At 44.4% G+C, this 20,320-nt stretch carries 17 protein-coding genes; 10 read left to right on the top strand and 7 right to left on the bottom strand.

All coding sequences use genetic code 11. From position 1 onward, the window contains the following. Nucleotides 1-56 precede the first annotated feature (56 nt). Together EEX84_RS08355 and EEX84_RS08350 are read left to right on the top strand one after the other, a co-directional pair. On the top strand, nt 57-617 hold the full coding sequence (locus EEX84_RS08355; RefSeq protein WP_123165181.1) for a WxL domain-containing protein: 561 nt from the start codon (nt 57-59) through the stop codon (nt 615-617). 91 nt (nt 618-708) lie between these two features. Further along, nucleotides 709-1,740 carry a WxL protein peptidoglycan domain-containing protein gene (locus tag EEX84_RS08350; RefSeq protein ID WP_123165180.1) on the top strand — a complete coding sequence of 344 codons (1,032 nt, stop codon included), beginning with the start codon at nt 709-711 and terminating at the stop codon, nt 1,738-1,740. Nucleotides 1,741-1,787: 47 nt separating this feature from the next. On the opposite strand, the gene EEX84_RS08345 is transcribed toward EEX84_RS08350, so the two are convergent. The 3 genes from EEX84_RS08345 to EEX84_RS08335 form a co-directional block, all read right to left on the bottom strand. After that, nucleotides 1,788-2,825, bottom strand: coding sequence for a polysaccharide deacetylase family protein (locus tag EEX84_RS08345; RefSeq protein WP_123165179.1), 1,038 nt, complete (start codon nt 2,823-2,825; stop codon nt 1,788-1,790). A 351-nt stretch (nt 2,826-3,176) separates the two neighbouring features. Beyond that, nucleotides 3,177-6,311 carry an efflux RND transporter permease subunit gene (locus tag EEX84_RS08340; RefSeq protein ID WP_123165178.1) on the bottom strand — a complete coding sequence of 1,045 codons (3,135 nt, stop codon included), beginning with the start codon at nt 6,309-6,311 and terminating at the stop codon, nt 3,177-3,179. A gap of 13 nt (nt 6,312-6,324) precedes the next feature. Further along, nucleotides 6,325-7,143 (bottom strand): TetR/AcrR family transcriptional regulator, encoded by an 819-nt coding sequence (locus tag EEX84_RS08335; protein ID WP_123165177.1) that lies wholly within the window; start codon nt 7,141-7,143, stop codon nt 6,325-6,327. A 184-nt stretch (nt 7,144-7,327) separates the two neighbouring features. Here EEX84_RS08335 and EEX84_RS08330 point away from each other — a divergent pair, with 184 nt between their 5' ends. Continuing rightward, the gene (locus EEX84_RS08330) at nt 7,328-7,849 is read left to right on the top strand and encodes a GyrI-like domain-containing protein (RefSeq protein ID WP_123165176.1); all 522 of its coding nucleotides are present in this window, start codon (nt 7,328-7,330) and stop codon (nt 7,847-7,849) included. Nucleotides 7,850-8,000: 151 nt separating this feature from the next. On the opposite strand, the gene EEX84_RS08325 is transcribed toward EEX84_RS08330, so the two are convergent. Then, nucleotides 8,001-8,471 carry a competence protein ComK gene (locus EEX84_RS08325; protein WP_123165175.1) on the bottom strand — a complete coding sequence of 157 codons (471 nt, stop codon included), beginning with the start codon at nt 8,469-8,471 and terminating at the stop codon, nt 8,001-8,003. A gap of 239 nt (nt 8,472-8,710) precedes the next feature. Between EEX84_RS08325 and EEX84_RS08320 the strand changes: the two genes are divergently transcribed. Together EEX84_RS08320 and EEX84_RS08315 are read left to right on the top strand one after the other, a co-directional pair. Then, nucleotides 8,711-9,235 (top strand): sigma-70 family RNA polymerase sigma factor, encoded by a 525-nt coding sequence (locus EEX84_RS08320; protein ID WP_123165174.1) that lies wholly within the window; start codon nt 8,711-8,713, stop codon nt 9,233-9,235. A gap of 82 nt (nt 9,236-9,317) precedes the next feature. Further along, complete coding sequence (locus tag EEX84_RS08315; RefSeq protein ID WP_123165173.1) at nt 9,318-10,595, top strand: sensor histidine kinase; 1,278 nt, start codon at nt 9,318-9,320, stop codon at nt 10,593-10,595. 84 nt (nt 10,596-10,679) lie between these two features. Here EEX84_RS08315 and uvsE read toward each other — a convergent pair whose 3' ends face one another. Then, nucleotides 10,680-11,555: a UV DNA damage repair endonuclease UvsE gene (gene uvsE / locus EEX84_RS08310; protein ID WP_123165172.1), complete on the bottom strand. Its 876-nt coding sequence runs from the start codon at nt 11,553-11,555 to the stop codon at nt 10,680-10,682. 102 nt (nt 11,556-11,657) lie between these two features. Between uvsE and EEX84_RS08305 the strand changes: the two genes are divergently transcribed. Continuing rightward, nucleotides 11,658-12,143: an SRPBCC domain-containing protein gene (locus EEX84_RS08305; protein WP_123165171.1), complete on the top strand. Its 486-nt coding sequence runs from the start codon at nt 11,658-11,660 to the stop codon at nt 12,141-12,143. A 33-nt stretch (nt 12,144-12,176) separates the two neighbouring features. On the opposite strand, the gene EEX84_RS08300 is transcribed toward EEX84_RS08305, so the two are convergent. Continuing rightward, on the bottom strand, nt 12,177-12,935 hold the full coding sequence (locus EEX84_RS08300) for an NRDE family protein (RefSeq protein WP_123165170.1): 759 nt from the start codon (nt 12,933-12,935) through the stop codon (nt 12,177-12,179). 470 nt (nt 12,936-13,405) lie between these two features. Here EEX84_RS08300 and EEX84_RS08295 point away from each other — a divergent pair, with 470 nt between their 5' ends. The 3 genes from EEX84_RS08295 (at nt 13,406) to EEX84_RS08285 (ending at nt 17,640) form a co-directional block, all read left to right on the top strand. Further along, nucleotides 13,406-15,076 carry a sensor domain-containing protein gene (locus EEX84_RS08295; RefSeq protein ID WP_158599094.1) on the top strand — a complete coding sequence of 557 codons (1,671 nt, stop codon included), beginning with the start codon at nt 13,406-13,408 and terminating at the stop codon, nt 15,074-15,076. A gap of 276 nt (nt 15,077-15,352) precedes the next feature. Next, a complete protein-coding gene (locus EEX84_RS08290) occupies nt 15,353-16,573 on the top strand; it encodes a dicarboxylate/amino acid:cation symporter (RefSeq protein WP_123165168.1) in 1,221 nt (406 codons plus the stop codon). Then, nucleotides 16,570-17,640: a threonine aldolase family protein gene (locus EEX84_RS08285; protein WP_123165167.1), complete on the top strand. Its 1,071-nt coding sequence runs from the start codon at nt 16,570-16,572 to the stop codon at nt 17,638-17,640. Before EEX84_RS08290 ends, EEX84_RS08285 begins: the two co-directional genes overlap by 4 nt. Nucleotides 17,641-17,752: 112 nt before the next feature. Here EEX84_RS08285 and EEX84_RS08280 read toward each other — a convergent pair whose 3' ends face one another. Further along, complete coding sequence (locus EEX84_RS08280; protein WP_123165166.1) at nt 17,753-18,670, bottom strand: LCP family glycopolymer transferase; 918 nt, start codon at nt 18,668-18,670, stop codon at nt 17,753-17,755. Nucleotides 18,671-19,093: 423 nt separating this feature from the next. On the opposite strand from EEX84_RS08280, the gene EEX84_RS08275 reads away from it, so the two are divergent. Further along, complete coding sequence (locus EEX84_RS08275; protein ID WP_123165165.1) at nt 19,094-20,242, top strand: YeiH family protein; 1,149 nt, start codon at nt 19,094-19,096, stop codon at nt 20,240-20,242. The last annotated feature ends 78 nt before the right edge of the window (nt 20,243-20,320 follow it).

The following is a 20,320-nucleotide window of genomic DNA, read 5'->3' as shown; positions in this document are numbered from 1 at the left end:
ATTACAGTCATTGCAATAGATCTTTACACCCTGACCCCAATCAGGAGGAAAATAGAATGACAACAATGTTTAAGAAATTCGCAACAGGTACAGCAGCTTTGGCTTTGATGACTACCGTGTTTGCTTCAGGTACGTTAGCAGCAGAGACAGGTGTAAGTTCAACTATAACAGGTGGAGAATTAACACTATCTGATATATCGGCAACATCGTTTTCTGGCACTAAACTAGATGGTAAAATCCAAAACGATTCTACAGCTTCAATCCAACCATTTACTATCACTGATGCAAGAGGAACAGGAACTGGTTGGGACGTAAGTATTTCGGCTTCAGCACTTACTAATCCAAGTGTACAAAAAGCATTGAGCCCTGGTACATTAACGATTGGTACTCCAAATTTAACGGGAATAGATGGCGCATCTATAGTTGCCGATCTTGCTAAACTAGGAGGCGTAATTGACAACGGACCAGTAAAAGTTTTAACGGCTGAAACAGATGAAGGCATGGGAACTTTTGAAGTGTCTGCAATTCCAATGACTCTAAACTTGAAGCCAAGTGAAGTTTACGCTGGTACGTACTCTACAACAATTTCTGTTACTTTAACAAACGGACCACAATAATAATCTGAAAACTTTATGCCATGTCTCAATGACATGGCATTTTTTTGAGAATTATGTTTGCTTAAATTAAATCATTTTCAGGAGGAATCTTATGTATTTTCGTATTGTTACGCTGTTCGTTTTCTTACTCTCTCTCCCTACGTTTGTATTCGCCGCAGAATCTCCGTCTTCTTTGCAAGTCGAACCGATTTATCCAGAAAATCAAGTACCGACTACAAAAGGTTACTTTGACGTTAATGCCAACCCGGGTGAAAAAGTGAGTATGCAGTTACACTTGGAAAACACGGCGCAAACACCAATCAATGTAAGAGTGGAAAAATCGAATGCTTATACAAGTCCTACTGGCGGCATTTTTTATGGAGCAGAAACGGATTCGGACGATACGAAATTGCTCGATGATGCGATTCATTTGGTCGCTCACATGGAAGTTGAAGAATCTGTGTCGATTCCTGCCAATGGCTCAATAGATTTGCCGATCCAAGTGACAGTTCCTGAAACGGACGGACAAACTTTGCTTGGCGGTATTAAAGTGACACAAGTAGCTGAAGAACAAGAATCGGCAGAAGAAGCTGGTGAAGATGAAGCGAATTTTGTCATCAATACAGAAACAACTTACGCAGTGGCCATCAAATTGAATTTGCCAACGACAACGGAACCTGATTTCTCAACAGGGTCATCAGGGTTTATTCCGGAGACTGCTCAGGTATTTCTTGAAATGACGAACGATGCGCATTTGATTCAGGGAAATATCGAAGGAACATATGCTGTTTTGGACAGCTCAGGAGCGGAAATGTTCAAAGGGGAGCTGAATACTTTTAATATGGCTCCGAAATCACAAATCCGTTATCCATTCGCCTGGAATCATGAAAGCTTGAAAGACGGTGATTATACTTTAAAAGTTGACGGCCAGGCAGGAGATGAGCCTTTCTCAGTTGAAGAACCATTTTCCATTTCGAATGAAGAAGTACAGGAATATGCCGAAGTCACCAATCCGACTGTTGAAGTCGAGGGAGATGGAGGCGTGCCGATGTGGGTTTGGATTGCAGGAGCTCTCGCTTTCGGTTTGCTGATGTTTTTTATCGGAAGAAGAAAAAAGCCGGCTGCAGAAAAAGCAACTGAATAAGATAACAGAAAAACAGAGCAAGAGGACATTCTCTTGCTCTGTTTTATTTACTTTGCAATCATCAACACCTGCCCGACACGGATAAGCGAAGGATTTGAAATATTATTGGCGGCAGCAATCTTGGCGACTGTCGTTCCATGGTGTTTTGATATGCTGTACAACGTGTCTCCGGCTTTGACTGTGTATTTCACGGTTGTGGCTGGAGGAGGTACCGGTGTAGACGGTTTTCCTGGAATGGTCAGAATCTGGCCGACACGGATCAAGTTCGGATTTGTAATGTTATTGGCGGCGGCCAGAACGGAAACCGTTACTCCATGGCGTTTAGCAATGCTGTAGAGCGTATCACCTGATTTGACGGTGTATTTGGTTCCGGTGCTTGGAGGCGCTGAAGGAAGTTTCAGCAGTTCAGAAACCGTGACGAACTTATAGCCCTGCGCTTTCATTTTTGAGATCATGCCCGCGAGCGCTCCTGGAGTTCCTGAAGCACCCGCCCCTGTATGCATCAGCACGATGGAGCCAGGTACGAGATTGCTCATCACTTTGTTGGTGATCTGACTGGCGGACACGCCTTTCCAGTCGACTGTGTCGATATTCCACTGAATGGTGTGGGTATAACCGGTGTCACCAACCGCTTTCAGTACATTGGTGTTGGAGGCGCCGTAGGGAGCTCTGAAAATCGGTTTTGTCGTTTTTCCAGTGATGTTTTTGATGGCCGTTTCTGTTTTATTTAATTCGTTTTTTATCTGTGTGGCAGTCAGTTTTGTAAAGTCAGGGTGAGAATAGGAGTGGTTGCCGATTTGATGGCCGTTCGCCACAATATTTTTTATCGCTTGCGGGTGGTTATTGGCACCGGAACCTGTTAAAAAGAAAGTGGCTTTGACGTTATGGTCTTTCAGCGTCTTTAGAATTTTGTTGATGTTTGTGCCGTCGGATCCATCATCGAATGTCAACGCCACCACTTTGCTGGTGGTGTTCCCTTTCGTGACAAATTTCGAACTGGCAGCGTCTGCTTGCGGAGAAAAGGACAACAGCGAGAATAAAACCAATAATAAGACAACGGAAGCTTTCAACAACTTGGAAACCATTCAATTCACCCCTTTTTATGTGGATGCTGTAATTTCACAGCATATGTACCAGATAGAAGTGGTTCTTTGGTATGAAGTCTGAACTTAATTTATAGAATGTTCAGTTATTAATTAGGTCGATTTAATTATATCATATCTTTCTATTTTTCGAGCTCTTTACTGCTGAAATTTGTATTTTTATTCTTCAAAAATTGAAAGGAGGTGCGGAAAAGTGGCCTGGAGGTGCGGAAAACTCATCCTGAGGTGCGGAACATTGCCAGTGAGGTGCGAAACTTCCGCAACGAGGTGCGTTCGCTGCGACCCACAATAAAAAACAGCCCCTTTCAAAACGAAAGGGGCTGTTCCAATTGATCAGGCTAATTCTTTCTTCCGGAATTTCGAAACGACTTCGTAGACGATCGGTACGATGACCAAGGTCAGTAACGTGGAACTCGTCAATCCGCCGATGACGGTGATGCCGAGTCCTTTTGAGATCAACCCGCCGCCTTCAGCGCCAATCGCGAGCGGAATAAGCGCGCCGATTGTAGCCAGGGCCGTCATCAAAATCGGACGAAGACGCGTGACGCCGCCTTCAAGTAGGGCTTCGCGAGTGGACAGTCCTTCTTTTTCCATATGAATGACGCGGTCGATCAAGACAATCGCGTTCGTCACGACGATACCGATCAGCATCAGGACGCCGATCAATGCGGAAACGCTCAGTGGTTCACGGGCAATCCACAAGGCAACCAGTACGCCGATGACAGTGAACGGCAGCGAGAACAGGATTGAGAATGGAGCCAAAGCGCCGCCAAACGTGACTACCAGTACGAAGTAGACGATGGCGATTGCTGCAAGCATCGCTAAGCCAAGTTGTGTAAACGATTCATTGATCTGTTCGGTGACACCGCCATGGTCGATGCTGACGCCTGCAGGCAAGTCGAGTTCTGCCACTTGTTCATCAATATCAGCTGTGATTTCCGCTGCGTTATTGCCAAGAATATCGGCTGACAAAGACGCATACATCTGGCCGTTCCGTCGGTTGATGGTATCCGGCGATTTGCCTTCTTCAACTTCCATGACATCGCCTATGGCCACTGTGCCTCCAAGGGCTGTTGGCACTTCGATGGTTGTGACATCTTCAATTCCTGTGTACGTTGTTTCTTCTGTTTCTATATAGACATTAATGTCTTTGTCTTCATGTGTGACAGTTGTCAACACCGGTGCTTCAGCGACTCCGTTCAGCGCCATCCCAACCTGGGCAGCGCTTAAGCCGTTGGCACTCAAGCTTTCCTGTTTGGCAACCAATGTGTATTGATCATACGCTTCTGATAAACTGGATTCTGCGTTTTCCAAGCCATCGTTTTGTTCCAAAAGCGGCTGAATTTGATCAATTGCCGTTTGAATGTCTTCAATGGTATCACCGTAAACGAACAGCTCCAGTCCGCTGGCTCCCATGGAAGCAAAGTCCATACTGCCCCATTCGCCGGATTCGGTCATTCCGTTCAATTCATCAATCAGCTTTGTGCTTTCATCACTGAATTCCTCGAAATCATCATCATACTCAATGAAGAACAAAGCCGAATTGTCTCCGCCGCCACCCATTGCTGCCATCGGGTTGCCGCCACCCAGAGAGTATTGATAAGTCGTGACGCCTTCACGTCCGTCAATCAGTTGTTCAGCGTCGAGTGCAATGGTTTCTACATCATCACGAGTCTGGCCGGGTTCTGGGCTGTAAGTCGCCATAACCATTTTCTGTTCTTCTTCCGGCAGGAAACTGACGCCAATGACCGGAACAAGGAACAGGCTGGCAACCAATACGGCAGCAGCACCGCCGAATGTAACGATTTTGTGATTGAGCGTCCACTCCAACAGGCGCTTATAGCCGGCAGCCAGTTTTCCGGGTTTGTGTTCTTTTGTTTTATTGCTGGAAAGATTCTGCAATTGCTTGGCATACATGGAATGGGCCATCATCGGAACGATGGTCACCGCTACCAATAGGGAAGCGGATAAAGCAAAGACCACTGCCAACGCAAATGGCATGAACAATTCACCGATTTGTCCACTGACAAGCGCCAGCGGAAGGAACACCGCGATTGTCACGACTGTTGAAGAGAAAATCGGAAGGAACATTTCACGCGTTGCTTCGCGAATCAATTCTTTGCCGCGCAATTTTTCACCGCGCAATGCCATTCGGCGGTAAATGTTTTCAATTACGACAATCGAATCATCGATGACCCGGCCGATTGCAACCGTCAGGGCGCCGAGTGTCATAATGTTCAATGTGATGTCCATTTGGTTCAATAAGAAAATTGCCATCAACAACGATAATGGAATCGAAATGATTGAAATGAACGTTGTCTTGAAGCTGCGCAAAAACAGCAGAATGATGACAACAGCGAAAAGAATACCGAATAATGCTTTGCTGAGCATCGTTTCCACCGATTTCTCGATCGGTTCGCCCTGGTCAAAAGTGGTGGCGACTGTTAAGCCATACTCTTCCTCCATTTCAGAAGCGATGTCTTTTACATCGTTCACCACTTCCACTGTGTTGGCATCCGGTGTTTTGACAATTTGGATGCCGATCGATTCTTCACCGTTCGTCCGGGAAATCGATTCCGCCTCACTGATTACTTCGATATCGGCCAGTTCACTTAATGCAACGGTTGGCATCGAAGCGACAGCAGGCATGGAAGCGGAAGGGGCTTCCGGTGCTTCAGCGCTTGGAGCACCAGGCGGCTGTGCTGTTGGACCACTTGCTGTTTGCGGAACAGCCGGAATTTGAAGGCCTTTCAAGTCATCGACTGTTGTAATATTGCCATCGATGACAAGATTTTTCATCTGGCCGTCAAAGTTTGTCAGTCCGAGAGGGAAAGTGAGATCAGATCCCTGGATCAATTGCTGAACAGTGTCCTGCGTCAATCCGTACTGCGCCATTTTTTCGTCATTGAAAGCCATGGTCACTTTTTGGATGCGCTGACCGGAAATTTGAGCATCTGACAAACCGGATACGCCTTCGATTGCCGGCAGGACGTTTTGTTCAACAGTAGCGGTCAATTCTTCGAGTGTTTGTTCACCGTTGCTGACGCTGAGTGTCAGAACAGGGAATGCATCGAGACTGATGCGTGATACTTGCGGTTCATTGGCCGCATCCGGCAGTGAGATTTGAGCCAGTGCATCTTCGATTTCGCGCGTTGCTTCGTCCATGTCGGTTTCAAATGTGAATTGGACCTGGATCGTTGAGGCATTTGCCATAGACGTAGACGTCAGCAATTCCACACCGCTCATGTTCTGGATGCGCTGCTCCAATGGAATGGTCACTTCATCCATTATTTCGTCAGGTGCCGCACCGGGATAAGGCGTAACAACGGTGACCGCAGGCATGGTGATGCTTGGGATGGATTCCTGTTTCATGGTCAGGCCGGCATATAATCCAGCTACGACCACCATGATCGTTAAAATCCAGATGGCAAACTTGTTATTCAGTGAGAAATCAATGATTTTCTTCAAACTGTACACTCCTTCAAATTAGCTTCTCTAAGAGAAGTAGTTCTTGTTCCAGCTCTTTTTCCTGTTTTAAGTAAACGAGCAATGCTTCAACAAGAAACGTTTCGGGTTCATCTTTTTCGAGCTCTTCTTTCAACCGCTTCAACGAAGACAGCTTTTTTAGAGGTTCGGAGGAATATCTGGAAATCTTTCTTTCAACTGCCTCCAAACGGTCTTCGAGTGAAGGGGAAAAAGAATTTCCTGCTGTGAGTACCGGGTCAATCCGGTCTATCTGGTCGACAATTGCATCCATGCATGAAGCGATGAAATCCGTTAATTTGGTGACGGAAAGTTCTTTTTTCGTCAGAATCATGGCCATCAGGTACTCTCTCATGATCCCTTCTAATACAGCGACCAGATCAGACAGGAGGGGCTGCACTTTGGACCCGTATGCTTCCAAAATATTTTCCATATGTAGTTCCGTTGAAGCAATCCGTGATTCTTCGAGCAACGAAGCCAGTTGCTCATTGCCATCGGTCGGCATATCCTTGAAGACCATGATGAAGAAATCCTGATTTTCGAGGACACGTTCGATTTCAAAAGCGAGCTTTTTTGTAAAGACTTCTTTGCTGCTCAAGTCGCTTGAAAAATCCGGTGCGTTGGTGAGCGCAACATTTTCCTCATGATATTCCTTAAAAATCTCCACAAGAATGGAGTCTTTGGAATCGAAGTGTTTGTAGAACGCTCCTTTCGAAATTCCAGCAGCTTGGGCAATTTCGTTTACAGACGCCTGATGAAATCCTTTGACTGAAAACAACCGAATCGCTTGTTTCAATAGTTCCTCTCTTTTGTCCATGTTTACCTCCTTAAAACCGTTCAGTCACAAAGGGTAACCGATCGGTCACAAATAATAGCGTACGGTTTCTGGTGATTTCTGTCAATCTTAAACAACCGAAAATTTATGGCGGTTTCATGTCGGTCGGAAAAGGGAATTTTCCTTAATACAAATCTTTTTACAATCGAAATGGGGAGGGCTGAAGGTGATTAAGAAATACATGACGGAACCGATTATTGAAAAGCGGATAGAACAGCCTTACGTTGGGATTCCGATTTATGCAACCTTGCTGGACTGGGATAAAGTGAATGCACTCATCAGTGAGATTTTTGACTGGCTCGACCGGAAAGACATCGAACCGGTGGGACCACCTTTTTACCGGTATTGGGTGATCGGTGGAATCGATGAAAATTACGAGCTGGAAGTGGGCGTTCCTGTTGAACGGATGGTAACAGGCAATAGCCGGATCATTGCCAGCAGTATTCCGGGTGGTTCCTATGTTACAGCCAAGCACCGGGGGCATCCGGACCTATTGGAGTATTCCCTGGAAGTGCTGGAACAATGGTCAAAAAGAGAAGAATTGGAATTTGATAAAAGGTGGGAAGGGGAGGACGAAATTTGGACCGGCCGTTTTGAGTTCTATTTAACGGATCCTGACGAAGAGCCGGATTTGGACAAATGGGAAATTGAAATCGCTTTTTTGCTCATGAGGGATGATGCAGCGTAGTAGTGAAAATCGACAGCGGCTAAGCTGAGAAGAATAGAAGTTAATAGAAATAACGAAAAGACACCTCTCTGCAACTTGGGTTTGTCCCAATCCACAGAGAGGTGTCTTTTAACTGAAATTATGAAATGATCTTCAGATTCGCCATACGGGACTATGTATTTTGTCTCTCGCTCACTTTCATATAGAAGTACAACATTTCATACATGCGTGTTCGCTGCTTTTTCAAGGTCTGTACTGACACATCCACATCGACAAAGATTTTATGCTGATCATAGATAAGGCGTGTTTTGGTGGGAGTTAACTTTTCCATTCGGTAATCCTGGTCGAAGACCCAGACGCAATCGGGATGAAACGGAGACTTGGTTGGATAGGCCGCCACCCCATCGGTCGAAATGAGAATCGGTGTTTTTTTATGCTGTTTCAGGTTATGCCGAGTCGCTTTGACGCGCCCTTCGTAAGTTGACGCATACAGCATACATGTTTTGTCGATCAATCCCAGTGCAGATAACCGTGAATAATATTCCCCGTGTTTTGTGACTACTTTCGACTTTCGTTCCGTCTCAAAGACGGACATTAAAATTAATGCGGATCGATCGATTAACTGTTCATCATGTTTCCTCAACAAGTGACTCCCCTTTCGGACTACAAGAAAATTCTACCATTTGACCCTATCTCTAGCAATAGTATTTTTTCTGAAAATAAACTATTTTTTGACATTTAAATTTCAGAAACTCTTTGTTTCATTCCTTAAAAATCTTGTTTCACTGGAACAAACGGCACGTATGGAAAGTGGCTGGCTTTTGTTTCTTGCCGTAATCTGAACAAACCCGGGAAATACAGGAACGTTCAGAAGGAAAAAAGATGGAGAATTTTGAAAAAGTGTTGGTGCAATATGAACCGATGATTTCGGCATTGATCCGTAAACTTCACATTTACCGCGACTACGACGGTTTCCGGCAAGTCGGAAAAATCGCCTTGTGGCAGGCCTGGCGGAAATTTGATGAAGAGAAAGGCAATTTCACTCCTTTTGCTTACCGCAGTATGCAAGGCGCTATGCTGGATGAACTGAAGCGCGAATCTCGTTTGGCGGAGCGGATGCTGATCGCAGAAAATGAACAATTTGAGCGGCTGGAAGATCCTCTGCCGGTGGCGGAGGAAATGCCGGAATGGCTGGAGGCTGCCCCGTTGACTTTAAACGAGCGTCTGCTGCTGGACGAACTCTTTTTAAATGGCAAAAGCGTGGTGGAATTGGCTGAAGCTCACAACATTTCACTGGCAGGAATGAAGAAAAGGCGGGAGCGGACGTTAAAAAAAGTGAAAGCATATATGGAAGAAACAGATGATTGTTTCAGGCCAGCCGAAAATGGCACCAAAGACCATTGGTGAAATTACTTGAAAGTATCGACTCCGGAGTTATTTTTTATTGTATAATGAATGGCGCTAGTCAACGAGTAAGGAAGTGTAAGCTATGTTCGAAATGATGACAGGGATGATCAACAATATATTTTTTATCATTTTCCCGATTATCCTGTACCAAATGTTTGCCGCTACCGGCAAGCGCAATTTTTTTGTCAGTCACCGTGTAATGCTGACGATCCTGTTTTCGATTTCCATCATTCTCTGCATGATATTCCCTTATCAATTTATGACAGATGATTATATATTCGATTTACGGCAGGTGCCGATGATCGTAGGAGCATTATACGGCGGTCCGCTGGTCAGTGCTGTGCTGTTTTTGGTATCTGCCATCGGCCGTGTCTTCATTGGAGGGGACGGCATGTACATCGCCATCTTGAACCAGCTCCTCATCGCCGTTGGGGTTCCCTTGCTGCGTCCACAATATCTTCGGATGAAGCAATTGAGCAAGACTTTGCTGGTATTTGGCATTACGATTGTATCGCTGCTGTTTAATCTGGTGGCGGGATATGTCTTTTTCGGTGATCCCATTCACGATCTTATTGGTATATGGTTAATACTGATGCTGAATCACGGTACAATCATCGTACTGACTGCTTTATTGATCGAACATATTCAACGCCAGGAGTATTTATTGAATTCACTGGTCAAGCACGAAAAAATTGAAACCGTGAGCCATTTTGCTGCGTCAGTGGCGCACGAACTCCGGAATCCGATGCAAAGCATCAAGGGATTCGTGCAGCTGCTGCAAAGTCATGAGTACAATCGGGATAAGCAAGTGGAGTTTCATGACATCATATTAAAAGAGCTGAACGATGCAGAAAGTCTTATTGACGATTACCTGGTGTTTGCGAAACCGACTTACGGGCAATTAGAATCTGTTATGGTGGATGAGGAAATCAGCCAAGTGATAAAGGTGACAAAGCCATATGCCTCATGGCAAAACGTCGAGCTCCAGCTCCTCCACACTTGTGAGAAGTGCCGTGTCGTGGCAGATCGCCAAAAGTTTCATCAGGCGCTTGTCAATATCATCCGCAATGGCATTGAAGCGATGACCACAGGTGGGACGCTTTCCATTGGCGTCTCAAACATGCAATCATCCATTCTTATTGAGATAAAAGATGAAGGTCTCGGCATGACGAAAGAACAGGTTCAGCGGCTTGGCGAACCTTACTTCTCGACAAAAACAAAAGGTACAGGTCTCGGCATGATGGTTGTCTACAGCATCATTCATCAAATGAATGGCACTATCGAAGTCGATTCGGAAAAAGGGAAAGGAACCATATTCAAACTGTACCTTCCTGCAGCCGATTCTTTGGAGGAAGGATAAATTAACTTAGTAACAAAACAAACTGGCTTTAGGCTTTGAAATAAGAGAGGTGGAGAAAAATGATTCATTTTTCTCCACCTCTTGTTATTTTTTCTCCAGTTCCCTGACAAAAGGGAGAACTGATTGTTCTTTTAATTTTGCTTCAAACATAATGTCGGCATCGGTGCCGTTCAATAAAGCCAAAAGTTCCTGGAAATCTTTCTGGGATACCAGTTCATGGTGCCTTAAATCCGTAAACCCTTCCTTGCCGGTGCTGATGTGAATTTTGGGTGTGCCGAAGCCTTCCCATGTTGCCAGAATTTCGGAAAAATCGACGGCTTCTCCGTCGTTGTTGCAATTATGGTGATGAATATCGAAACAGATCGGCACTCCGCACAGCTTGTGGATATCGAGCACATCCCGCAGCGTAAATGTTTTGTCGTCATTTTCCAGTCTCAGCCGCTGTTTGATGCTGTCGGAGAGCATAGTACGATAATTTTCTGCAAAGCGGATTTTGGCTTGTTCTTTGTCGCCGTATGCGCCGCCTGTATGCAGAATGATATCGGATCCCCCGAGCAGAGTGATTAACCGGTCATGGTATTCCAAATCCAGAATGGATTTTTCCACCACTTCCTGTTTTGGGGAGTTCAGCACTGTGTACTGGCCGGGATGAACCGATATTCTCATCTGATGGGTTTCCACCAGATCCCGTATTTGCCCCGCCAGAAACAAAAAATCATCGTCTTCCCACCATTTCCAGTCATTGATCGGATGGGTCGACAAAGGGACAATCGAGCTGGAAGCTCTGTAAAAATAGATGTCGTTCACTAAATTCCATTGAATAATCTGCAGCGTCGTCTCCATATTTTTCAGTGTCAGTTCTTTTATTTTGCCTGTGCCTTGCGCTTCAGCTGTAGCCACGCGCAATGTTTTGAAAACGGTTTTCAGTTCGGTATTCATACAGGCGTATCCCAATCTCATAGTAACCAACTCCTTACGGCATGTATACCCGGCCCGGGGGAGTAACATTCCTTCGATTGCGGTATAGTAAAAACAAAATCGAATCGTGAAGGAGGAGTCGGGATGAGAGCGGAGATTGTCCGAAAAGGACCGGGGTTCAAAGCGACTTTCAAGCGTGAATTAAAGCATGACGTGAAAGCAGTCTGGGATATGCTGACAAAGAATGACAAGCTGCAGCAATGGTTTTCTGAACTGAAAGTGGAAAAGCTGGGGAAAGACGGGTTGATCGTTTTTGATATGGGAGACGGTACAGTAGAAAATATGGCCATTACGGATTACAGGGAAGGGCAAGTGATGGCTTTTGAATGGGGAGAAGACGATGTGCGGTTCGAGTTGACACCGAAAAACGGAAGTACGGAGCTTCGCCTCATTGAAACGATCAATAAACTGACACCGCACACACCGAAAGATCTCGCCGGTTGGCATGTGTGCCTGGATACAATTGAAGCTGTGCTCGAAAATGAAGAATTCCGTCGTGAAGAGGAGTGGAACGAGTGGTATCCGGAATACAAGCGCTTACTGGAAAGCATGAGTGTGTCGTTTGAGTAAACAAGCAAGCCCCAATACCAGGGGCTTGCTTGTTTATTGAACTGTAAATTCAAAGGTTTTCTGTTCTTTGAATTCTCCTTTCTCATACGTTCGTTCTGCAAAGGTTACATGGTTGTCATGATCGACCAAGACCACTGTAGCAGAGCGTGTGCCGTAATCGGGCGTTTTGATGAAAATGGATGACAGTTTGCGTTCAAAATCCAGGCCGACTCCTGTTTCGGGTAAATGGGAGTCCGGAGCCTGTTCAGCATCAGAAAGTATATGGAATAACGAATCGAGTTGCACTTCCCCGGTGGTAGATAAATAGGCCTCCAAATTCTTTCGGCCTTTGACGACTTTCGGCCAGGGGGTGTTCAAATAATGATTGCTTAAACCGTGTGTTCCCGGCGGAACTTCAGTAATATCTCCCTGCAGGTTATTGTAGTAGAACAAGTGATTTGTATCACCGACAAGGACGTTGAAGCCGGTATAGTCTTCTTTGTTCAGCGTCTTCAGAAATTCTTCCGGTGATTGGTGGCCGGCCAGAAAGTTTCGGACAATCATTCCTCTTGAAATTTTCCGGGGGTCCATTTCAGAAGGGTCGCGAAAATTGGTCAAAGCCGCAAAACGCCCGTTTTTTGTGACGCCGAGCCAGGTTCCATTCTGCAATAAGTCACGTCCTGCCAGAATATTCGGTTCTTCTTCCCAGAACTGTGCGGCAGCGGTAGGTCTGCCGTAAAACTCATCCCGATTTGCTGCAATCACTAATTTGTACTTTGGATGCGATTTGTATTGAAAATTAATCAAACACATGGACTCATCTCCCTTACTTGGTTCCATTATAAAACAAAGCGCCGGTTTATTGACAGAATCAGCATTTAAACAGGACTTATAATGGAACCGTAAGTACGTTGGAACCCCGGGAAAAAGCTCGAGAGGCACTCAAAAAAGGACAATGGGTTCTCGCTTGCGGAAAATTCAGCATGGCAACGGTGATTGGTCAAGGCCTATCGCTTTAGGAAAAAAAGTGGAAGATGTAACATCAACTTATATAGAAGGTGTTTTATTGGTACAGTAAAGATAATGTAAAGTAAAAGGCGAAAAAATTCACCCCGGCAGCCAGCAATTATTTACAATAGGCTGCGAAGCGAACAATTCGTGGCGGGGCTCTGTTGCTGATGTTAAAAGCCGGACAAAGAGCCGGTGGAATCCGATGATTTCACGGGAAATAAAGAAGAAGGCGCTAACGTTTTTCAACAGAGGAAGTAAGGGGGATGTATTTTGTGGAGAAGTCAGTGACGCTGGACATGAAGCAGGTTTTGATGGATGGGGTACAGGAAATGGTGTTTGTTGTAGCAGTAAGGGAGGATGCTGCTTTCGTTTATGATTTTATAAATCGAGCAGCCTTCGAGAAAACCCATTTGGACGAAACGGCACTTGGTAAAACGTTTCAGGAAAACCACTCAAAGAGAACAGCTGAATTTTTAGAGGAACAGTACAGGAACGTATTGGCGACCGGGGAAAGTTATGTTTACGAAGATTCGTATACGTCTCCTGCAGGGCACCAACATTTTTCAGAGTCCCGGTTGACTCCTCTTTTCGATGAGGCGGGCAGCTGCACTCACGTTGTCGGGGTGGTGAAAGATATAACAGAAGAAAAACTGGCAAAAGTCGAAGGGAAGGAAGCGAGGGAGTGGTTAGAGGAAAGCCGGTCACGTTACCGGTCTTTGTTTCATCATAACGCAGACGCGATTTTTACTTTGGACCTGCAGGGGGAAATTGTGGGCAGCAATGCGGCAGCTGAAGATCTGACGGGTTTCAAGCTGGATGAATTGATGGGAACCGATCTAGTCGGATACATCTCTCCCGGAGATGCAGACCGTACATGGCACTGTTTTCGACGTTCGATCAAAGAGATTCTGGAAGATTGCCGGATAAACGTCATGCACCAATCAGGGGAAGAAATCGGCTGTTTGATCAAGTTTTCGCCGATTGAAGTTCATCAGGAAATAGTGGGAGTTTATGCAATTTTGAAAGATATGAGGGAATTGGATAAAATGATTTCCAAGTTCGGGGAAAGCGAAAAACGCTTTCGGATTATTGCAGAAAACATCCACGACGTCATTGTGCTGATGAGTGATACGGGCAAGTATTTGTATGTTTCTCCTTCTTCAGAAGAAATATACGGATATAAGAACACCGAATTGATGAACAAACCTCCTTATCACAATACTCATGACAAAGATAAGTCTCTGCTGAAAGAAAATTTTTGGAACGCGATTGAAAGCCGTCAGCCGAAAAAAATGCAGCTGCGGATCAGGCATAAAACAAAAGGGTGGATTTGGTCGGAAGTGATATGGTCGCCGGTTTTTGATGAACAAAAACATTTCAGTTATATGGTGACAATAGCCCGGGATATTTCGCTTCAGAAAGAATACGAGGAGCAACTCGAATATTTCGCGTATCATGATTCCCTGACAGGCTTGCCAAACCGCCGTTTTTTCGAAAATCGGTTGGCTGAAAGATTTGCTTTACTCCATGAAACAGGGGAAACATTTGCTCTTATGGTTCTTGATATTGATAACTTCAAAGACATAAATGACCGGTACGGCCATGAAACAGGGGATGGTATCATTCAGGAATTCGGGTCCCGGCTACGGGAGGTAGTAGGAGAAAGGGATATTGCTGCACGACTTGGCGGTGATGAGTTTATCGTGCTGCTGTCAGAGGTGGAAACAGAAGAACTGGCAGCCGCCTCAGGAGAGAAGTTTCGGCAGGCTTTCAAGGCTCCCTGGCATGTCAACGAAGAGACGCTTCGCGTAACATCCAGTATGGGAATCGCCATAGCCCGTCCCACAAGCAGTTTTTCTTCACTTACCCGAGTTGCCGATCAGGCGATGTATGCTTCAAAGAAAGATGGAAGAGATTGTTACCGAATAGCCAGTGATGAGTAGGTTGGACTCATCGCTGGCTTTTTTATGCTCAGATTCTTTCAAGTACTATAGAAAAATATTCGTTAAAACAGTTTTAGCATTAAGCTCCATAGAAAAGAGAAGTTTATATTAAACTAATATTTAAAATTTTCGTTTAATTCTGTCTATAAGTGTTATAATTGTTTAAATATTTTTCATGAGGAGGTTGCAGAAATGTAAAAGTAGATTATGAAGGAACGCTGAGAGCTACATAGGATCAGGGAAGAAGAACTACGATTATCGATTGGAGGAGAAACGATGAAACTTGGACTTATTCCGAAATTGTTAATAGGGCTTGGCGCAGGTATTTTAATTGGTTTTTTTGGCCCTGAGTGGATGATCCGTCTAACGGAGACGGGAAATGTTCTATTGGGAAATTTGATTAAGTTCTTTATCCCGCTTATTATTTTTGCGTTTGTTGCTGCAAGTATTACCGAGTTTTCTTCAAAAGCAGGCCGTTTATTAAGTTTTACAATTGGCATTTCCTATATTGATACAATTCTGGCCTGTATGTTCGGAGCTGCTGTAGCTTATCTGGTAGTACCGGGTTTTGCACTGGAAGCTAGTCAGGCAGTGGAAGCTGCGACAATTGGAGCGCCTTTTGTGGAGTTGGATATACCTCCAATAATGGGAATTATTTCAGCGCTTGTGCTGGCAATTGTCGTGGGCATGGCTTCTTCTTGGGGAGAAGCGAAGATCTTGTCTGGTGCCGTGATTGAATTTAGAAATATGATAGAACGTGTTATCAAGAGTTTCATTGTTCCAGCGATTCCTTTTTTTATTGCTTGTATTTTTGCAGGTTTGACGGCAAAAGGCGAATTGTTTGGGACTATGTCGGTATTTGGAAAAATGCTGGTGCTGATTCTGCTATTACAGGCAGTCTGGTTGATTACCGAATACACAATTGCGGGGATCGTTTCCAAGCAAAATCCGTTTACGATGTTCAAAGCAATGCTGCCTGCCTATTTCACTGCCATGGGAACCATGTCGAGTGCCGTCACGATGACTGTATCACTCAAACAGGCTCGAACTGTTCCATATATTAACAAAAAGATTGCTGATTTTGTGATGCCGCTTTGCGCCAATGTGCACCTGTCAGGGGCAGCAATGACGCTGACAATCAGTGCCATCACAGTCTCCTTGCTGACACAGGGAGGTTTGCCGCCTGTAGGATTAATTATTTCTTTCATTATCATCCTTGGAGTAATTGAAGTCGGCGCAGTCGGAGTGCCGGGGGGCTCAGCACTTGCTGCAATTGGGATTTTGCAATCGACTTTAGGGTTTAACGAAGCTGCAATCGGTTTAATGCTTGCTTTGTTTATGATTCAGGACAGCTTTGGTACCGCTACTAATATTGCAGGGGATGGAGCAATCGCCATGATCGTCAATCGTTTCTTTGGTAAAGAAGATGAAGAGCTTGAACAAGAAACGGCTCCTGAAAACGAAGTCGCTCTAAATATAGAGGATGCAAGGTTATGAGGGAGCGAAATATCGATTTGCGGAGTGATACGGTCACCTTACCTAAACCAGAGATGATTGAAGCGATTGCGAAAGCCTCATTAGGTGACGACATTATGAAAGAAGATGCTACGGTAAACGAACTGGAAAAAAAAGCGGCGGAACTTCTAGGAATGGAAGATGCGATTCTCACTATTTCAGGAACTATGGCGAATCAAGCTGCCATTATGAGCTTTGTCCAAAGGGGACAGGAAGTGATTGTTGGAGACCAATCGCATATTTATAATTTAGAAGGGGCGGCCATGGCTGCAATAGCACAAGTCCAGGCTAGACCGGTTACTGTGATGGAGGGTTACTTTGATCCGGGAGTAGTGGAAAGAGCAATATCTATACGTGATATTCAAAAAGCTGGCACAGGATTAATTTCCTTAGAAAATACTTATAATTTGAATGATGGACAGATAGTATCGTTGGAAAATATGAAAGAAATGAAAGAATTGGGCAAGTCGTATGGAATTCCAGTCTATTTAGATGGAGCCAGAATCTTTAATGCAGCAGTAGAATTAGGGAAAAAACCATCAGAACTATGCAGCCAAGTGGATGCAGTCCAATTCTGTTTGACAAAAGGGTTAGGTTGCCCGCTTGGATCGGTGCTGGCAGGGAGCAAAGAATTCATCAGGGAAGCGAAGGTGAACCGCCAGCGAATCGGAGGAGGCATGAGGCAAGCGGGAATTATTGCCGCGCCTGGAATTTATGCTCTGGATCATATGATCGGTCGTTTGGCAGAAGATAATAGGAAAGCATCTTATATAGCCCGAAAACTGGCCATGATTGAAGGAGTCAGTGTAAATGAGGTGCAAACCAATATTATCTCGCTTCGAATTAATGAAATGGATTTACTGGCTGATGACTTGATTTTTTTCTTGAAGCAAAAGAATATAAAAGTGAAAAAAATTGGAGAAAAACAAATTAGAATGATTGTGCATTATTTAATATCTAAGGAAGACTTGGAATATGTTCTTCTCTGCATTAAAGAAATAATGGCTGTTCAAAAAAAAGGACGGCTTAAAGTCCAAGGAAGAGTATAGTGACAGCATAATAAAGAATATAAAATTATGCATGAATTGCTAAGTGAAGTAGGAAATAATAAAAAGCATTTCGAATTTTCTCATTCGAAATGCTTTTTTCTGCATGAAGCAATCAGCTCATATTCAAATGTTCCTTTAATACGCTTCGGATTTCCTTCAGTTCTTCTTCGTCCATCATATAATACCAAATGCCATTGATTGTTTCACCGTATCCCTGGTCAAAATACAGCTGGTCAATCGTATCGGCGGCATCCCGGTAGTTGCTTTGGACATGAACCATTTCCCGAAAACTCATATTGGTCCGTACATTGTCGCCCAACGCATCAAAAACCTTTGGATAATTGAGCACTGCATCCAGGGAAGAAGCTTTGGCCATAATGCTGTCAAGGACTTGTTTTTGTCTGTTCTGGCGACCAAAGTCTCCATCGGGATCCTGTTTTCTCATACGGACATACCGCAGTGCATCATTTCCATTCAATGTAATGTCCCCCACCTGGAAGTCATCAAAAGCCAGATCATTGGTCACTTCGACACCGCCGATTGCATCCACCACATCCTTGAAGCCTTTCATGTTCAACTGGACCACATAGTCAATCGGGATATCCAGAAGGTTTTCAGTTGTAGCCAACGACATTTCCAGTCCCCCGAAAGCATACGCATGATTGATCTTATCCAAAGTGCCCCGTCCAACGATTTCTGTGTACGTATCCCTCGGAATGCTGACCATTTTAGTGGATTGATCAGAAGGGTTGACGGTAAGGACCACCATTGTATCAGATCTTCCCTGATCATTTTCCCGTTCATCCACTCCGAGCAACAAGACCGAAATCGGATCTTTGTCCTTCAACTCCAGCTTCTCAAACCGCTTTTCCGACATGTCGCGTGCTAACGGCTGGTGAATCTCATTCATGGTGTTAGTGGCTTTGGGCAACAAAACTACTATACAAAGTGAAGCTAGTGTGACAATAACCAAGCAAACAGCAAGCAGCCGCTTTTTGCCCTTGGCCATTTTTTTTCCATCAACAGCCATTTTTCTCACCTCATGTGATTTCCATAATTGATGGCCAGTAAAAAATGAGACTATACAGTGGTTGGACAACGCAGCAGATGGCACATCTTTTCTTTAGGCTAATCTATTTTGCTTACTAGGTCAATAGTTTTATTAGAAAATTCAGATAAAAATATTTTAAACAAAATATGGTATTTTCGATTTATATAACGGTCTAAAATCCCTTTTATTAAACAATAAATGGAAATTTAGTGTTTACTGAATTTCAGTGTATTTACAAAATCTTTGAACGGAAAGCACTTTCCGGTTTTGAAAATCTTCAGCTTCCAGTGTTTTTTCATGGAGGAAAGCTGATTTTTACCGAATAAGTGGTAATATAATGACTGTGTCTGTTTGAAGACACGGTAAATGCGATTTGATAAAGGTTGCAAGGAGAAGATTAACATGACAGAAACGATAAAAAGTTATACACATGCCCGCTTGATTCCCGGATTGGCTCTTTGTTTTGCTGTAATGATGGCCGGAATCTATGGTGCGGAACTGATCGGTTACGTTTTAGTGAGGGCAGACGTATTGCCGGAAGGGAGCTCCAGTCCAGTCTCAGGTATATTTGTGGCAATTCTGTTGGGAATCATCATCCGGAATACAATTGGCGTGTCCAGTCTCTTTTCGATGGGCATCGGCTTCGCCATAAAGTATGCTCTTCGGACTGGGATTATTCTGCTGGGTTTGCGCTTAAGCCTGAATGAAGCTTTAAAGCTCGGTGCATGGGGGTTGCCGCTGATTGTAGCCTGCATTTCGGTGGGGTTATTCGTTACATTGTATTTCACAAAAAAACTGAACCAATCAGAACGCTTGGGGACGTTAATTGCAAATGGGACTGGAATTTGTGGTGTTACAGCTATTATGGCGACTGCGCCGGTCATCAAAGCGAAAGAAGACGAAATCTCCTACGCAGTGGCGAATATCACAATTTTCGGCTTGATTGGAATGTTGTTTTATCCCTATTTGGCACATGCTTTTTTTGCAACAGAACCGATTAAAGCAGGTCTGTTCCTTGGAACAGCCATCCATGATACGGCTCAAGTCACGGGAGCGGCTCTGATTTACGCTCAAATGTATAACATGGAAACGGTCATAGATGTGGCAACAATCACCAAATTGACACGAAACCTTTTCATTATTGCGGTAATCCCTTTTGTCTCTTATTTGTTTTTCAGGAATAACACGAAAAACGGCATGGACACAGCGGGACAATTGCCCAGATGGTACAAGCTGTTTCCGGTCTTCATCCTTGGCTTTTTATTTTTGTCATTGATGCGGACAGTCGGAGATGCCACAGTCGTCTCCACCGGTTCTGCGTTCGGATTATTCAGCCCGTCATCATGGGAATCCTTCTACAGTTTCTGGAGTTCTTTCGGTTCCACCTATATGCTGGGTCTCGCGATGGCAGGAGTGGGCTTATCAACCAATTTAAAAATTTTCAAAGGCATGGGCATCAAGCCGTTTTACATTGGATTGATTGCAGCTCTTTCTGTGGGGGCAGTCAGCCTGTTGCTGATTTCAATTTTTGGTGATCTGATTGTTTTATAAATATGAGAAGCTATCCGCATGCCGCGGATAGCTTTTTTATGGTGTGCCAGGCATGGCAACTATCTAGATGGTGAAAGT

This window comes from Planococcus salinus, from assembly GCF_003719725.1.
Taxonomy (GTDB): Bacteria; Bacillota; Bacilli; order Bacillales_A; family Planococcaceae; genus Planococcus; species Planococcus salinus.
The sequence above is the reverse complement of the archived record's forward strand: the minus strand, read 5'-3'. Positions and strand labels throughout refer to the sequence as shown.